The 15,019-nt window shown below is 51.6% G+C and carries 14 protein-coding genes; 9 read left to right on the top strand and 5 right to left on the bottom strand.

Annotated features, from left to right (window positions below; all coding sequences use genetic code 11):
- Positions 1 to 138: 138 nt before the first annotated feature.
- Positions 139 to 327, top strand: coding sequence for a YjfB family protein (locus H0247_RS06560; RefSeq protein WP_180741824.1), 189 nt, complete (start codon positions 139 to 141; stop codon positions 325 to 327).
- A 235-nt stretch (positions 328 to 562) separates the two neighbouring features.
- Positions 563 to 778 (top strand): YfgG family protein, encoded by a 216-nt coding sequence (locus H0247_RS06555; RefSeq protein WP_010300967.1) that lies wholly within the window; start codon positions 563 to 565, stop codon positions 776 to 778.
- Between the two features lie 309 nt (positions 779 to 1,087).
- Here the strand turns inward: H0247_RS06555 and H0247_RS06550 are convergent, their stop codons facing one another.
- Positions 1,088 to 1,513 carry an organic hydroperoxide resistance protein gene (locus tag H0247_RS06550; RefSeq protein ID WP_180741823.1) on the bottom strand — a complete coding sequence of 142 codons (426 nt, stop codon included), beginning with the start codon at positions 1,511 to 1,513 and terminating at the stop codon, positions 1,088 to 1,090.
- Between the two features lie 176 nt (positions 1,514 to 1,689).
- Entirely contained in the window at positions 1,690 to 2,139 is a 450-nt protein-coding gene (locus tag H0247_RS06545) for a MarR family winged helix-turn-helix transcriptional regulator (RefSeq protein WP_180741822.1), read from the bottom strand.
- A gap of 221 nt (positions 2,140 to 2,360) precedes the next feature.
- Here H0247_RS06545 and mgtE point away from each other — a divergent pair, with 221 nt between their 5' ends.
- Positions 2,361 to 3,839, top strand: coding sequence for a magnesium transporter (gene mgtE / locus H0247_RS06540; protein ID WP_180741821.1), 1,479 nt, complete (start codon positions 2,361 to 2,363; stop codon positions 3,837 to 3,839).
- Positions 3,840 to 3,918: 79 nt separating this feature from the next.
- Here the strand turns inward: mgtE and galK are convergent, their stop codons facing one another.
- The gene (gene galK, locus H0247_RS06535) at positions 3,919 to 5,082 is read right to left on the bottom strand and encodes a galactokinase (protein WP_180741820.1); all 1,164 of its coding nucleotides are present in this window, start codon (positions 5,080 to 5,082) and stop codon (positions 3,919 to 3,921) included.
- A gap of 9 nt (positions 5,083 to 5,091) precedes the next feature.
- The gene (gene galT, locus H0247_RS06530) at positions 5,092 to 6,132 is read right to left on the bottom strand and encodes a galactose-1-phosphate uridylyltransferase (protein WP_180741819.1); all 1,041 of its coding nucleotides are present in this window, start codon (positions 6,130 to 6,132) and stop codon (positions 5,092 to 5,094) included.
- Positions 6,133 to 6,596: 464 nt separating this feature from the next.
- On the opposite strand from galT, the gene galR reads away from it, so the two are divergent.
- From galR to H0247_RS19790, 3 genes are all read left to right on the top strand, one after another.
- Positions 6,597 to 7,607: an HTH-type transcriptional regulator GalR gene (gene galR / locus H0247_RS06525; protein WP_180741818.1), complete on the top strand. Its 1,011-nt coding sequence runs from the start codon at positions 6,597 to 6,599 to the stop codon at positions 7,605 to 7,607.
- A gap of 485 nt (positions 7,608 to 8,092) precedes the next feature.
- Positions 8,093 to 9,412 (top strand): maltoporin, encoded by a 1,320-nt coding sequence (locus H0247_RS06520; RefSeq protein ID WP_180741817.1) that lies wholly within the window; start codon positions 8,093 to 8,095, stop codon positions 9,410 to 9,412.
- Between the two features lie 178 nt (positions 9,413 to 9,590).
- Entirely contained in the window at positions 9,591 to 9,716 is a 126-nt protein-coding gene (locus tag H0247_RS19790; RefSeq protein ID WP_255433889.1) for a hypothetical protein, read from the top strand.
- Positions 9,717 to 9,933: 217 nt separating this feature from the next.
- Here the strand turns inward: H0247_RS19790 and H0247_RS06515 are convergent, their stop codons facing one another.
- A complete protein-coding gene (locus H0247_RS06515) occupies positions 9,934 to 11,016 on the bottom strand; it encodes an ABC transporter ATP-binding protein (RefSeq protein WP_180741816.1) in 1,083 nt (360 codons plus the stop codon).
- A 494-nt stretch (positions 11,017 to 11,510) separates the two neighbouring features.
- Between H0247_RS06515 and H0247_RS06510 the strand changes: the two genes are divergently transcribed.
- The 3 genes from H0247_RS06510 to H0247_RS06500 all read left to right on the top strand — a co-directional run bounded on the left by H0247_RS06510 (position 11,511) and on the right by H0247_RS06500 (position 15,008).
- Positions 11,511 to 12,743 (top strand): extracellular solute-binding protein, encoded by a 1,233-nt coding sequence (locus H0247_RS06510; RefSeq protein ID WP_180741815.1) that lies wholly within the window; start codon positions 11,511 to 11,513, stop codon positions 12,741 to 12,743.
- An 87-nt stretch (positions 12,744 to 12,830) separates the two neighbouring features.
- Positions 12,831 to 14,147 (top strand): carbohydrate ABC transporter permease, encoded by a 1,317-nt coding sequence (locus tag H0247_RS06505; protein ID WP_180741814.1) that lies wholly within the window; start codon positions 12,831 to 12,833, stop codon positions 14,145 to 14,147.
- 12 nt (positions 14,148 to 14,159) lie between these two features.
- Positions 14,160 to 15,008 carry a sugar ABC transporter permease gene (locus H0247_RS06500; protein WP_180741813.1) on the top strand — a complete coding sequence of 283 codons (849 nt, stop codon included), beginning with the start codon at positions 14,160 to 14,162 and terminating at the stop codon, positions 15,006 to 15,008.
- Positions 15,009 to 15,019: the final 11 nt, after the last annotated feature.

Here is a 15,019-nt window from a genome sequence, read left to right as displayed (position 1 = left end):
ACGTAAAGTTTACAGGGATAGGGCCGATACCGAATTGATGGCTGGCGAGAATTTTCGCTACCATCATGCAACCTCGGCGAAAAGGTGTACTTTCTTTTCGTCGTATAGGGCTCCCCACTCAGCTATGAGGAGAGTAAAATGGATGTATCACAGATTGCATCATTCGCCAGTGACCTCAGCACCATGCGTACCAGCAGTGAGGCCAGCGCGCTTATGACGAAAAAAGCGATCGATAATCAAGAAGCTGTCGTTTCCGGCATTTTGAAGGCATTACCACCTCTGCCAGCAAATCCGGCGATTGGGCGTAACGTCAATACCACGGCGTAATTCCCTTACACTACTCACCCGCTTATCCGTTGTGGTTTGAGCGGGTTTTTGGTGGCCCTTCCCGTCCCCTTGTGTTTCCGCCCCTTTGCGTTTTCTCCTCCCCTCTTTCCTTCTACCGAACGTGCGAAAACCGAATCCGCCATCATCTTTTTCACGTCGGCAGATTGACCTCTCCTACCGCTTGTGCCTAAATAAACAACAGCGAATATTCGCTTTCACAGAGGATTCACTGGTAATGTCCACGCTTACCCACAAACGACGATTATCGATACGCCCGCGACGAAGTGGCTCTCGGATCGCTCGTGCCGTTTTACTCATCAGCTTCATTATTCTTTTAGGCCGCTTTGCCTACTCCACCATCACTGCGTTTGGTCACCATCAAGACAAACAGCAGCAGCGTGCTGAACAATTACTGCTTCCTGCCAACGTACTCGTCAATCAGAAAGAATAGCGCCTAACCCATCAGTTCCTTTTCCTTATATTCTCTTTTTCTTCATCAGGCCTACTGCCTTCGTATTCTTGTGCCTGCTGTTTACGTTTACGCCCGTATTCGTTGCCTATTCAGACGATATCGTGCAAATAAAAAACGTCGGGAACGTTTTTCAACATTGCGTAGCAACGGCCCGAAGGATGACGGACGAAGGTATCCGTCATAAAAAAACGGCAGTGCGAATCTTCGCAGCTACCGTTTTCATCAATCAATCGTGTCCATCAATCGATCTTGCTCATCAGTCAATAATGGACTGACGTCAAGCCGGACTTAGACGATAGTCAGCGTCACGTCGATGTTGCCACGCGTTGCATTGGAGTATGGGCAAACGATATGGGCTTTCTGCACCAGATCTTCAGCCACAGTACGATCCAGACCCGGCAGTGAAATTTTCAGTTCGACTTCAATACCAAATCCTGTCGGGATAGCACCGATGCCTACGCTACCGTTTACCGTGGTATCAGCAGGGACAGCGATTTTCTCACGCGCACCGACAAACTTCATCGCACCAAGGAAACAGGCAGAATAACCCGCAGCAAACAGCTGCTCTGGATTCGTTCCTTCACCGCCTGCACCGCCCAGTTCACGTGGGGTCGTCAATTTAATATCAACCGCGTTATCGGAAGACACCGCACGACCATCACGACCACCGGTAGCTTGAGCATGGGCAACGTATAATACTTTTTCAATAGACATAATGTGACTCCAGATCGTTAAGGAATGACCTAAAACAGTGAGATACCGCTGAGGCCTTATTTTGATAGCGAAAAATTAAATCGCTCACTACTTAATAACTTAAAGAAAGCGACGCCAACAAGATGCTGTAAGCTAACTAACTGACTTAGCGGTGTACAAACCAACCGCTAACATCGTCAAAGATGCCCAATCAGATTCTTACGCAGCACCTCTAAATCTTTTTTGATCGTCTGCAACTGTTCGAGATGGCATTCCGTCGCACAAAACACGCTCTCAGGAATTGCTCTTGCCTGTTGCTGAAGTTCCTGTCCTGCCTCGGTTAGCCCAATCAGCACCTGGCGCTCATCTTCTATTCCACGATTGCGCACCACTAAGCCTGCGCTTTGTAACCGCTTGAGCAGTGGTGTCAGCGTGGCGGAATCCAGATAGAGGCGTTCACCCAACTCGGACACCGTCAAACCATCACGTTCCCACAACACCAGCATCACCAAATATTGGGGATAGGTCAGATTCAAGTCAGACAGCAAACGGCGATACAGTTTATTCATCGCCAGATTGGCGGAATACAGTGCGAAGCACAGCTGCCCATCCAGTTTGTAAGCGTTGTCGTTCATCGTCTCAGCCATCGGTGTTGGTTACGTTTCTGGAATTGACTATATATCGCTAAAAACTAAATAGCAAGCGATTTAATAATTCATTAAGCGAAGTCCACAATAAAAAAACGCCTCAGGGCACCATCGCCCTACTGTTCAGACTGCGATTCGCCAGTAATCCTATTCTTAATCCACTGATTTTGCGCTACGTTTAATAAAATACGGATAAAAAAACAGATCGAGCATAAAACATTATGTCGAGTGTAAAAAAACTTACCGACCTCCGGCGCCGCATCTCCCTTCTGCTGTTGGAAAACAAGGAACTGGTTGAAGGCATCATCAACCGACAACCTCGCTTAACGGAACGCGATGGCACGCCGTTAAGCGACAACGCCATATTAAGTAACAACATCGGGCTGCGGGAAAAAAACATCCTACTCGACCAAACCGCAGAAATCAGCGAACTGATCATCGGGCTGCACGCCGCTGACCTTGCCGATTTACTGGAATCTTTACCACATGATGAGCGTCTGGCGCTTTGGCGACTGATCCCCATAGAGAAGCGTGGGCATGTGTTGATTGAGGCCTCCGACAGCATTTCCGACGACCTGATCGGCGATATGCAGGATAAAGAAATCCTGAGAGCCGTTCGAATACTGGATATTGATGAACAGGCACAGCTCTCTCGTCTCGTTCCTCGTCACCTGTTAGGCAGAATACTGACCTCGCTTGAGCCGAAGCAGCGTGCGCAGCTACGCGCCGCCATCAATTATGATGAAGACTGCCTCGGGCACATGATGGATTTCAAACTCATCACCGTGCGCGCCGATGTCACGCTCGCAGCCGTACAGCGCTACCTGCGCTATCGCAAAACGATCCCTGAATCGACCGACAAACTGTTTGTTACCGATCGCAAAAATACGCTGATCGGTGAGCTGTCGCTGGCCAGTATTCTGCTCCACGCGCCTCAGACACAGGTTAGTGACATCATGGACGATCAGCCGCTGAGGTTCCAACCTGAAGATAAAGTCGAAGAAGCCGCAGGGGCATTTGAGCGTTACGATTTAATCTCCAGCGCCGTGGTGGATAGCAAAGGGAAACTCATGGGACGCCTGACGATTGAGGATATCCTCGACGTCGTGAATCGGGAAAGCGATAGTAATCTGCGGCGTTCAGGGGGGTTGATGCCCTCTGAAGATGTCTATGCTCCCGTGTACAAATCGTTCCGCAATCGCTGGGCATGGCTGGCCGTCAATCTTTGTACGGCGCTCATCGCCTCGCGGGTTATCGGCCTGTTTGAGCATACCTTATCTCATTTGGTTGCGCTGGCGACGCTCATGCCGATTGTCGCTGGAATCGGCGGAAATACCGGCAACCAGACAATCACCATGATTGTTCGTGCACTGGCGTTGCATCAGCTTGAACACGGCAAGAAGTCGTACCTGCTGCTGAAAGAATTAGGCGTTGCGTTGGTAAACGGCGTGATATGGGGCACGATCATGGGCGTGGTGACCTTCCTGCTCTATGGCAGCGTAGCAATGGGGGGCGTGATGATGCTGGCAATTCTGCTGAACTTGCTGCTCGCTGCGCTGATGGGCGTCGCTATCCCGCTAATCATGATGAAACTCGGCCGCGATCCGGCCATCGGCTCTAGCGTAATGATTACCGCCATCACCGATACCGGCGGCTTCTTTATCTTCCTTGGGCTGGCGACGCTGTTTCTGCTGCCTTAAACATATGCCATGTAAAACACATGAAATATAAAAAGGGCTTTAATCAAAGCCCTTTTCGCTCACCTTTCCCAGCCAGAACTTAACTTACGCGACCCGCACCGCCGGATGCCTGACACAGATAGATGGATGGCTGAAGCCCTGTACGCGCTGGATATTCCCGTTCAATCACCTGTTTGACTTCATCCGTCAGTGCCGAAGGGATAAGGGCGACAATACAACCGCCGAAACCACCGCCGGTCATACGCACACCGCCCCGCTCACCGACATACTCTTGAATCAGATCCACCAGCGCATCGATCGGCGGCACGGTAATTTCAAAATCGTCACGCATAGAGACATGCGACTCTGCCATCAGCGTGAACAAACGGTGAGCATCCTGACGCGCCAGCGCATCAGCCGCTTCCAGTGTACGGCGGTTCTCGGTAATCACGTGGCGCGCACGGCGAACCGCTACTGCATCCAGTCCTTCGATTCCCGCTTCAAACTGTGCCAGTGAAACATCACGCAGTGCCTTAACGTTAAAGTGACGCGCCGCCGCTTCACACTGCTGGCGGCGCGTGTTGTATTCGCTGTCCACCAACCCACGACGCACGTTGGAGTTCACGATCAGGACGTCAACGCCATCGAGCATACGCACCGCGCGCCCTTCCAGAGTGCGGCAGTCGATCAACATCGCCTGACCGACACGTCCCTGGGCGGAAATAAACTGATCCATAATGCCGCAGCTACAGCCGACAAAATCGTTTTCTGCCTGCTGCCCGTTTAGCGCCACATCCAACTGGCTGATATCCAGATTATTCAGTTCTTTGAACGTCTGCCCAATTGCCACTTCCAGCGAGGCCGATGAGCTTAACCCTGCGCCAGACGGCACATTGCCGGAAACCACCATATCCATGCCAGTGAGCGGCAGGCCACGTGCCTGCAAAAACTTCACCGTGCCGCGGATATAGTTCGCCCAAGTGTAGTCTGGGTGAGGTACGATCGCGTTGGCGAGATCGAATTCGTCCTGCTGGCTGTCAAAATCCACCGCCACCACCCGCACGATACCATCCTGACGCACCGCTGCGCTGACCACTGTCTGGTAATCGATAGCACACGGCAAGACAAAGCCATCGTTATAGTCGGTGTGTTCACCAATCAGGTTGACCCGACCGGGTGCCTGAATAGCGGCATGCGGCGCATAGCCAAATAATCGGACAAAAACAGACTCGGTTGACTGACGTAGAGAATCAATACGGCTCATAAAATGACCTCAAATTTGCTCACGGAAATGGATATCACTTACGCTGCGTAAACGTTCAGCGGCCTGCTCTGCCGTCAGATCACGCTGTGCCTCAGCCAGCATTTCATAGCCGACCATAAATTTTCGCACGCTGGCGGAACGTAATAACGGAGGATAAAAATGGGCATGCAGTTGCCAGTGCGCGATGTCGTCACCTTTAAAGGGTGCGCCATGCCACCCCATCGAATAAGGGAATGAACACTGGAACAGGTTGTCGTAACGACTGGTCAGCTTTTTCAGAACCAGCGCCAGATCGTCACGCTGAACATCATTCAACTGTGGCAACCGCTGTACGGCGAACTTAGGCAGGACCAGCGTTTCAAACGGCCACGACGCCCAATAAGGGACAACCGCTAGCCACTGATCTGTTTCTACCACGATGCGCGAGCCGTCAGCCTGTTCGCGGCGAACGTAGTCCAGCAGTAACGGCGAACCGTGACGGGAGAAATAATCGCGTTGCTGCTCGTCCTCACGCTGTACCTCGTTTGGCAGGAAATCATTAGCCCAAACCTGCCCATGAGGATGGGGATTCGAGCACCCCATCATCGTTCCTTTATTTTCAAAAACCTGAACCCACGGATAACGCTTCCCCAGTTCCTCGGTTTGCTCGCTCCACGTATCAATCACCGCTTTCAGCGCGGGTAGCGAAAGCTGCGGCAGGCTTTTACTGTGATCGGGAGAAAAACAGATGACACGGCTAACGCCACGGGCTTGCTGAACGCGGAAAAGCTCGTCGTCGCCCGACGGTGCATCCGGCGTATCTTCCATCAGAGCCGAAAAGTCATTCGTAAAAACAAAGGTACCCTGATAGTGCGGGTTGGTATCGCCAGTAATGCGTTTGTTGCCCGCACACAGGTAACAAGTCGGATCGTAAGACGGCGGCGTGGAACGATCGGGCTCATCCTGCTGTCCCTGCCAGGGGCGCTTCGCGCGATGTGGCGAAACCAGAATCCACTCACCTTTCAGCGGATTGAAACGACGATGCGGATGTTCAGTTGGCTCAAACTGCATAAGCTATTCCTCAATACGAAACACAAATTCGGTACAACGGCGTCGCCATCCGCGGCCAATTGTATGGCGCTAACAGCCCATCGACGGCCAGATAGAGGCACTTGGCCAGTCTGTAAACGTCGCCAGAAAAACGGCTAAATGTAATCACTTTCACTCTATGTTATGGATAAAATAGCTGTAATAATGCCGAATAATGATAGCCCGCTATCGTTTAGCCAACATATTAGTGTAATCGGTTACCCTAAATTTAAACCTCAGAATGGTATTTTGGAAGAGAGAAATGACCGATGATTGTTGATAGCGATCACATAAGTACGGTCTGGATCAAAAAGGCAAGGAGGTCGGATAGGTAACGTCACCCAAAAACCTGTACATTTATAAATATAAGTAATCGATTTTTTCTTTTAACTTCTGCGTTAGGCTGCGGTTCGCCTCACAGCGCATTTGACCGTTCAGGAATGCCAATGGCCACAATAAAGGATGTCGCTCGTCTATCAGGTGTATCAGTCGCTACGGTTTCGCGCGTAATTAATAATTCGCCCAAAGCCAGTACCGCCTCAAGGGAAGCCGTACACAAGGCCATGGCGGAGTTGCAATATCATCCGAACGCCAATGCCAGAGCACTCGCGCACCAGAGTGCAGAAACGATGGGGCTGGTTGTTGCGGATGTCTCCGATCCCTTTTTTGGGACGATGGTTAAATCCGTCGAACAAATAGCCCAAGCAACCGGCAACTTCCTGCTGATTGGCAACGGCTATCACAATGCCGAGCAAGAAAAGAAAGCCATTGAGCAGTTGATTCGTCACCGCTGTGCGGGGCTGATCGTGCATGCAAAAATGCTGTCGGATGAAGAACTGGCCGCCCTGATGAGCCACATTCCTGATATGGTGCTCATCAACCGTACCTTGCCCGGCTATGAAAGCCGCTGTGTTGCGCTCGATGATCGCTATGGTTCCTGGCTGGCAACACGTCATCTCATTCAGGAAGGGCACCAAAAGATCGGTTTCCTCTGCTCTAATCACCAAATTTCCGACTCCGCCGATCGCCTGCAAGGTTATATGGATGCGCTGCAAGAGCATGGCATCCCACGGGATGAACGCCTCATTGCGCGCGCCTCGCCAGACGAAGTGGGCGGCGAAGCCGCCATGATGGAGCTGCTGAGCCGAGGCGGCAATATGACGGCGGTGGTGTGCTATAACGATTCTATGGCCGCGGGCGCCCTTTCCGTCCTGAGCGACAACAGCATCAGCGTACCGCAGGATATGTCGGTGGTCGGGTTTGATGACGTATTGATCGCCCGTTACCTTCGTCCTCGCCTGACAACCGTGCACTATCCGGTTTCTGCGATGGCTATTCAGGCGGCAGAACTCGCCATCGCGTTATCCCACGGTAAAGTGCTTAGCGAAACCACGAATATGTTTAGCCCGACGCTGGTACGCCGCCATTCCGTCAGTCCCCCAGCCCGTAAGAAATAACCGCCTTTTATCATTCAGCTTGCCCGATGCGTTGCTCTTTCGCATCAGGCAAGCACGACATCATTACCTTTCTGCGCTTACACACCCTGTTCTTTATTTCTCTTCCGCAGACTCTTTTTCACTCTTTTTCTTAAATGTTTCCTACTCGGCATCGCATCACTCTTTTTATGCAACGTTTTCGCTTCTGCTATAAAAAAATTTTATGCTGTATTTTATGTATGCAAGCAAAACGTGTAACCAGTTACACCGCATTACACAGCGAATAACATCATACAAATGCTGACAAACACCCTAAATGCAGTCTGTAGCATCGTTAAATCAGTGTAAATTTTGGTGTAACTCTTTTGTTTTTTGTGAGAACAATCATGTCACTCGCCATTTTATTTCCCCATAATCCTTCGCCATGAGTGGAAACGTTTTACCTCCGTTCACGTCATGTTATTTGGAACATCCACATTCTTACCCGAATAAGCGAAAGGTATATTATGAAAAGAAAACTGCTGACAACATCCATTGCGCTGAGTTTGGCAATGCTGGCAACCCCTTCTTATTCTGTTGATTTTTCAGGGTACTTCCGTTCTGGCGTGGGGGCTTCAAACCACGGGAAACAACAGACAGCCGATAAGCAGTATGTAGGAAGATTGGGTAACGAAGATGACACCTACGGCGAAATTCAATTAGGGCAGCAGCTGTATAACGAAAACGGGAAAACGTTTTACGTTGATAGTATGGTATCCATGTGGTCAAACAGTTCAAATGGTGACGAATCCACAAAGAATGATGATGCAGAATTCGGCTTGCAGCAGTTTAATTTGAAAGCGAAAGGCTTTGTACCTGGGCTGCCGGATGCCACCGTTTGGGCGGGAAAACGTTACTACCAGCGTCATGACTTGCACATCATCGATACCAAATACTGGAATATCTCCGGCGCAGGTGCCGGGATCGAAAACGTCAAAGCCGGTGAAGGCGCATTCTCGTTTGCCTGGATCCGCGCCGATGCCGAAAACATGCGCGTCAACTGTGGCGATAGCCAAAACAGCAAAGAGTGTAACGCCAGAACAGATACCTACAACGATCTGAATATCAACTATGTTGATGCACGCTATGCGGGCTGGAAGCCGTGGGACGGCGCATGGACGGAGTTCGGTATCTCCTACGCGATGCCGAATGAAGCGGACACGCAGAAAAACATCTTCATCGTCTCACCCGAGGAAGGGGGAGGGAAATTCAACCCTAAAAACTCGATGATGATCACGGGTGAACTCAGCCACTACTTCTCTGGCCTCAAGTCCAACCAGAAGCTGGTGCTGCAATATGCCGACAAAGGGCTGGCACACAACATGGTCGATCAGGGCGGCGGCTGGTATGACGTCTGGAGCATTAACGACAGTGCCAAAGGCTACCGCATCATTCAGGCCGGTGATCTGCCGATCACGGATAATATTTCACTTAGTCATGTTCTAACCTACGGTAAAGCGGATGAAATCAGCCGCTGGCGCGACAGCACAGAGTTATTGTCTGCGGTAGGCCGTGGCCAATATGCCTGGACCAAGAACCAGAAAACCTATCTGGAAGCTGGCGCATATCAGAAAAAAGACAGTTGGAAAGCGGGTACAGAAACCAAATACAGTGGTGAGAAATACACGCTGGCACACGCCTTCAGCGCCGATATTCCTATGCTGACACGCCCGGAACTGCGTTTCTTCGTGTCCTACCAAAACCGTGGAAATGAAAACCGCAACACCTTCAACGACGCTCGCAGCAATGCCGTGAATTTCGGTATTCAGGCAGAAGCCTGGTGGTAATACGGCTCTAGCCCTAACCCTCAGCCCGGCGGGCTCATCATTCCCGCCGGGCATTTCCCAAAAGGCCTTCGGTAGAAGGCCTTTTTCTATTGCGGATAACACCCACTATCAAATCTCTACTGCACCATGTGTGTCAGTATGAAAGTTTCGTGCGTGTTAACTACCGAGCAAATCTGTGATGTCATCACACGCCCGACAAGGCGCGCTCAATCGCCGCAGCGCCTTGACCACTGGCTTTTCGGCGCTAATTGCGTCGCTACGCGATACCTTCGGCGTGCGTGACCGCTATTCGGGCCGCCAGTGACGCGTTCCCGACGCGGCACTGACTTTCGCGGCGTCCATGCCGCTCACCCGGCAGTCCCGCCCACCTCAGCGCAATTTTTCACGCCAGAGAAACCCAAAACAGCGGAATATTGAGAGACAGATGATGTCATCAGCAGCAATAAGGGTGAGCGCCCGCGAAGGGCGCTGGTTATGTTTAGTAGGGATTTGGGCTGAGATCCAGCGATGCCGTCGCTTAACTAGGCGCTGATACGCAAACCATCGGCGTTAAACACCAAACAGTTATTGGGCGAGAAGAACACCTCAATATGTTCATAAGGCTTAAAGGCGCTGTCGCCCGCCAGCAGCAGTTTGAAGTTATCAATCCCGCAGCATTGGCCGAACAGATAGGTACTGTTACCTAAACGCTCGACGACCTCACAGCCGAATGACAAGCGAATGCCCTCGCCTTCCGGTGACACATGTTCCGGCCGCAGCCCCAGCGTTATCGTGCTGCCAACACGCAATTCGCTAGTACGAATCGGCAGCTCAAGCTGTAATTGCTCGGCAATATTCACCCTCAGGCATTCCGGCGTCCAATCCATCACCTGCGCAGGCAGGAAGTTCATTTTTGGCGAGCCGATAAAGCCCGCCACAAACTGGTTAACCGGATGATAATAAAGCGCCATCGGCGATCCAACCTGCTCGACTTTGCCGTAGTTCATAACCACAATTTTATCCGCCAGCGTCATGGCTTCGACCTGATCGTGCGTCACGTAGATCATCGTCGTTTTCAATTCCTGATGCAGCTTGGCAATGTGTAACCGCATATCCACACGCAGCTCGGCATCCAGGTTCGACAACGGTTCATCAAACAAGAACACTTTCGGATTACGCACGATGGCGCGCCCGATCGCCACACGCTGGCGCTGGCCGCCGGACAGCTCTTTCGGCTTGCGCTCAAGCAGATGAGACAGTTGCAGCGTCTTCGCCACCATCTCGATCTGGTGCTTAATCTGGTCTTTCGGTACGCCATTCACGCGCAGGCCATAGCCCATATTTTCAGCGACGGTCATGTGCGGATACAGCGCATAAGATTGAAACACCATCGCAACGCCGCGGTGAGCAGGGGCGACATCATTGACCACCGCATCATCAATCATGATTTCACCACCCGTGACATCTTCCAGCCCGGCAATCATTCTCAGCAATGTCGACTTACCACAGCCAGACGGCCCGACAAAAACAGCGAACTCACCATCTGCAATCGTCAGATTCACATCGTGAAGCGTAATCGTTTTGCCAAAATGCTTACTCACTTTATCCAACTGGATAGACGCCATAACGGTAACCTCTTGATAATTTTACTTTTCAGTATATAAGCGTTGAGTCGAGATAGCCTGGTGCTCACCCACTCAAAATAGCTCGACAGCCCTTCCAGACGCGTCAACATCCGGTCAGGCTAACCTGTACGCTGGTCATAATCTCAATATAACAGCATGGTGTAACCGTTTGCACAAACAGGGGGTTACTTTTGTGCATGAGATCACAGCCTTTACATGTTTCGCTGGCAGACGTGGCGCACTCTGCTTAATGTAATCGCAACTGGTGTAACCGTTACCCTACATTGTGGCAAACGCGCAATAAAGCGCCAACCGCCATACAGAGACGATGACCAGAAAACACGTACCGTCAGATGCTTCATTTCCTACTTTGTCGTGCCGTGCGGTGTAACGTTACACCAACACTGCACAAAGGCCGTAAAAAGGGCAAAAGAGAACAGAGTACGCGACGATTTCCGACCATGATGGGCCCACCAGGGCTTTGAGGATTAATGATGAAAATGAAAACACTGACCACCGTCATTATGATTTCACTGGGTATCACTGGCGTACTCAGCAAATCAGCGCTGGCAGCCGATAACACGCTTCTGGTATGGGAAGATATCAAGAAATCCGACGGCATCGCCGATGCGATCAAAGCCTTTGAAAAACAGAATAATGTCAAAATCACTGTGCTGGAAACGCCTTATGCTCAGCAGATTGAGAAACTCCGTCTGGACGGTCCGGCGGGTATCGGCCCGGATGTGATTGTCATGCCACACGATCAGGTGGGCACCGCCGTCGTTCAGGGGTTGATTAGCGAACTGAAACTGGATCAGACATTCCTGTCGAGCTTCACCAAACCGGCTCTGGAAGCCCAGACCTATAACGGGAAGCTGTACGGCGTGCCGAAAGCCGTTGAAACCACCGTGCTGGTGTACAACAAAGACCTGATGCCGCAGCCGCCGGAAAAATTCGACGACCTGTTCACCTTCTCCAAACAGCAACGTGCAGAAGGCCGCTACGGCCTGCTGGCAAAATTTGACGAAATTTATTACGCCTATGGTGTCATCGCCGGAATGGGTGGCTACATTTTCGGACAGAACAGCAACGGTTCACCGAATGTAAAAGATATCGGTCTGGATAAGCCAGCCACCATCGATGCGGTGAACTACATCAAGAAATTCTATGCCGATGGCCTGTTCCCACCAGGCATCGTCGGTGAAACCGGCGCTAACGCCATCGATTCCTTGTTTACCGAGAAAAAGGCCGCCGCCGTCATTACCGGCCCGTGGGCATTCCAGCCGTATAAGAACGCCGGTGTAAACTATGGCGTGGCGCCACTGCCGCTGCTGCCAAATGGCGAGCATCCACGTTCGCTGCTGGGCGTGAAAGGCTACAGCATTTCTACCTACTCCAAAAACAAAGCGTTAGCGCAGAAATTCATTGAGTTCATCAATCAGCCGGAATACGCCAAAGTTCGCTTCCAACTGACCGGTGAAATTCCACCGATCGCTGCACTGGTTGACGATCCGCTGATTAAGGACGACGAGAAATCCCGCGCTGTCGCGATCCAATCCGGCTATGCCGTCCCTATGCCAAGCGTGCCGGAAATGCAGGAAGTCTGGACGCCCGCTAACAGCGCGCTACAGCTGAGCGTGACCGGCAAGCAGGACACCAAAGCAGCGCTGGAATCCGCCGTGAAAGTCATAAAAATGCAGATCGAAGCTAACCACAGTAACCAGTAACCCCCTGCTCCACCGTGGGTCAACATGGGTTTCCTCCTTTTCCCCCAATAAATTTCGGGGTGTGAGGATACCCATGTTTTTAAGAAAATGGAGGTAGATGTGACCGTCAACGCCAGCGGCCTTGCGCCACAAGAGAGAGGACGTCGCCATGCCAGAACAGCGGTATTGTTGGCGCTCGTCCCCGGCCTTGGGCAGATGTATAACCGCCAGATCGTCAAAGGCGCGTTTTTCTTTATCGTCATGGTCTGCTTTATCAGCATATTCCATGATTTCCTGCGAGACGGCGCGTGGGGGCTGATTACGCTGGGCACCGAGCTACCGCGCGATCACTCTATTTTTCTGCTGGCAAAAGGCATTATCAGCCTGATCGTCGCCGCTTTTGGCGTCGGTGTTTACTATTGCAGCCTGCGCGATGCCTATGTGTGCGGCACCCGACGCGATAAAGGTCTGCCGCTGAACAGCGTGAAGAAGCAATATCAGATGCTGCTGAGCGAAGGCTTCCCTTATCTGATGATCACGCCCGGCTTCATCCTGCTGGTCTTTGTCGTGGTTTTCCCGATTATTTTCGGTTTCTCCATCGCCTTTACCAATTACGACCTCTATCACACACCGCCTGCCAAGCTGGTCGACTGGGTCGGGATGAAGAACTTTATCAACATCTTCCGGCTCGACCTCTGGCGATCGACGTTCTTTGACGTGCTGCAATGGACGGTGATTTGGACGCTGATTGCGACCACGCTCCAGTGTGCCGTGGGCATACTGCTGGCAATTCTGGTGAACCAAAAAGGCCTGCGTTTCAAACCGCTCATCCGCACCATCCTGATCCTGCCGTGGGCAGTGCCGGGTTTCGTCACCATTCTGGTCTTCGCGGGGATGTTTAACGAAACGTTTGGCGTGATTAACAACGGCATTCTGGCCGCGCTGGGGATTGAACCAAAGGCCTGGATGACCGATCCGTTCTGGACCAAAACCGCGCTGATTCTGATGCAAACGTGGTTAGGCTTCCCGTTTGTGTTCGCCATGACCACCGGCGTCTTACAGGCGATTCCTGACGACTTGTACGAAGCCGCGACGATTGACGGCGCCAGCAGTTGGTACAAGCTGACCACCATCACGCTGCCGCTGGTGCTCTACTCCATTGCGCCGATCATCATCACGCAGTACACATTTAACTTTAATAATTTCAACATCATCTATCTGTTCAACAACGGTGGACCGGCGGTAATCGGTTCCAACGCAGGCGGAACGGATATTCTGGTGTCCTGGATTTATAAGCTGACCATGTCTTCTTCCCAATATGCGATCGCAGCCAGCATCACCATTCTGCTGTCGATCTTTGTCGTGGGAATCGCGCTGTGGCAGTTCCGCGCCACCAATTCCTTCAAACAAGACAACATGGCATAGGAAAGCGCGCAGATGAAAAAACACAGCGTTAAACGCCAGAATTTTATCAAACTCGGCCTGACCTACCTGCTGCTAGCGATCGTCGCCATCATCATTATCTATCCATTGATTTGGACGATTGGCGCGTCGTTGAATCCCGGCAGCAGCCTGCTTAATACGTCAATCATTCCGGATAACTTCTCCTTCATTCACTATGAGGAGCTGTTTAACGGCCAGATTGACTATGCAGCCTGGTACTGGAATTCGATGAAAATCAGCTTCCTGACCATGATTCTGACGCTCGTCAGCGTCAGCTTCACCGCGTATTCGTTCTCTCGTTTCCGTTTTCGCGGCCGCCAGAACGGACTGATGCTGTTTTTGCTATTGCAGATGATCCCCCAGTTCTCCGCATTGATCGCCATCTTCGTGCTAGCACAGATGCTGGGGCTGGTGAACAGCCATATTGCGCTGGTGCTGGTTTACGTCGGCGGCATGATTCCGATGAATACCTACCTGATGAAAGGCTATCTGGATGCCATTCCCAAAGATCTGGATGAGTCCGCACGGATGGACGGCGCAGGCAACTTCCGCATCTTTATTGAGATCATTATGCCGCTGTCCAAGCCGATCATCGCGGTGATTGCCCTGTTCTCATTTACCGGTCCGCTGGGCGACTTCATTCTCTCCAGCACGATCCTACGCACGCCGGATCAGTACACGCTCCCCATCGGGCTGTACAACTTGGTCGCACAGAAAATGGGAGCCAGCTACACCACCTACGCTGCGGGAGCCGTGCTGATCGCGGTGCCGGTCGCCATTCTTTATCTTTCCTTGCAAAAGTACTTTGTCTCCGGCCTGACGTCAGGCGGGACCAAAGGGTAATTATTCAACAT

This window comes from Pectobacterium sp. CFBP8739 (assembly GCF_013449375.1).
GTDB lineage: Bacteria > Pseudomonadota > Gammaproteobacteria > Enterobacterales > Enterobacteriaceae > Pectobacterium.
Note: the sequence above shows the minus strand (reverse complement) of the source record. Positions and strands in the feature narration are given on the sequence as shown.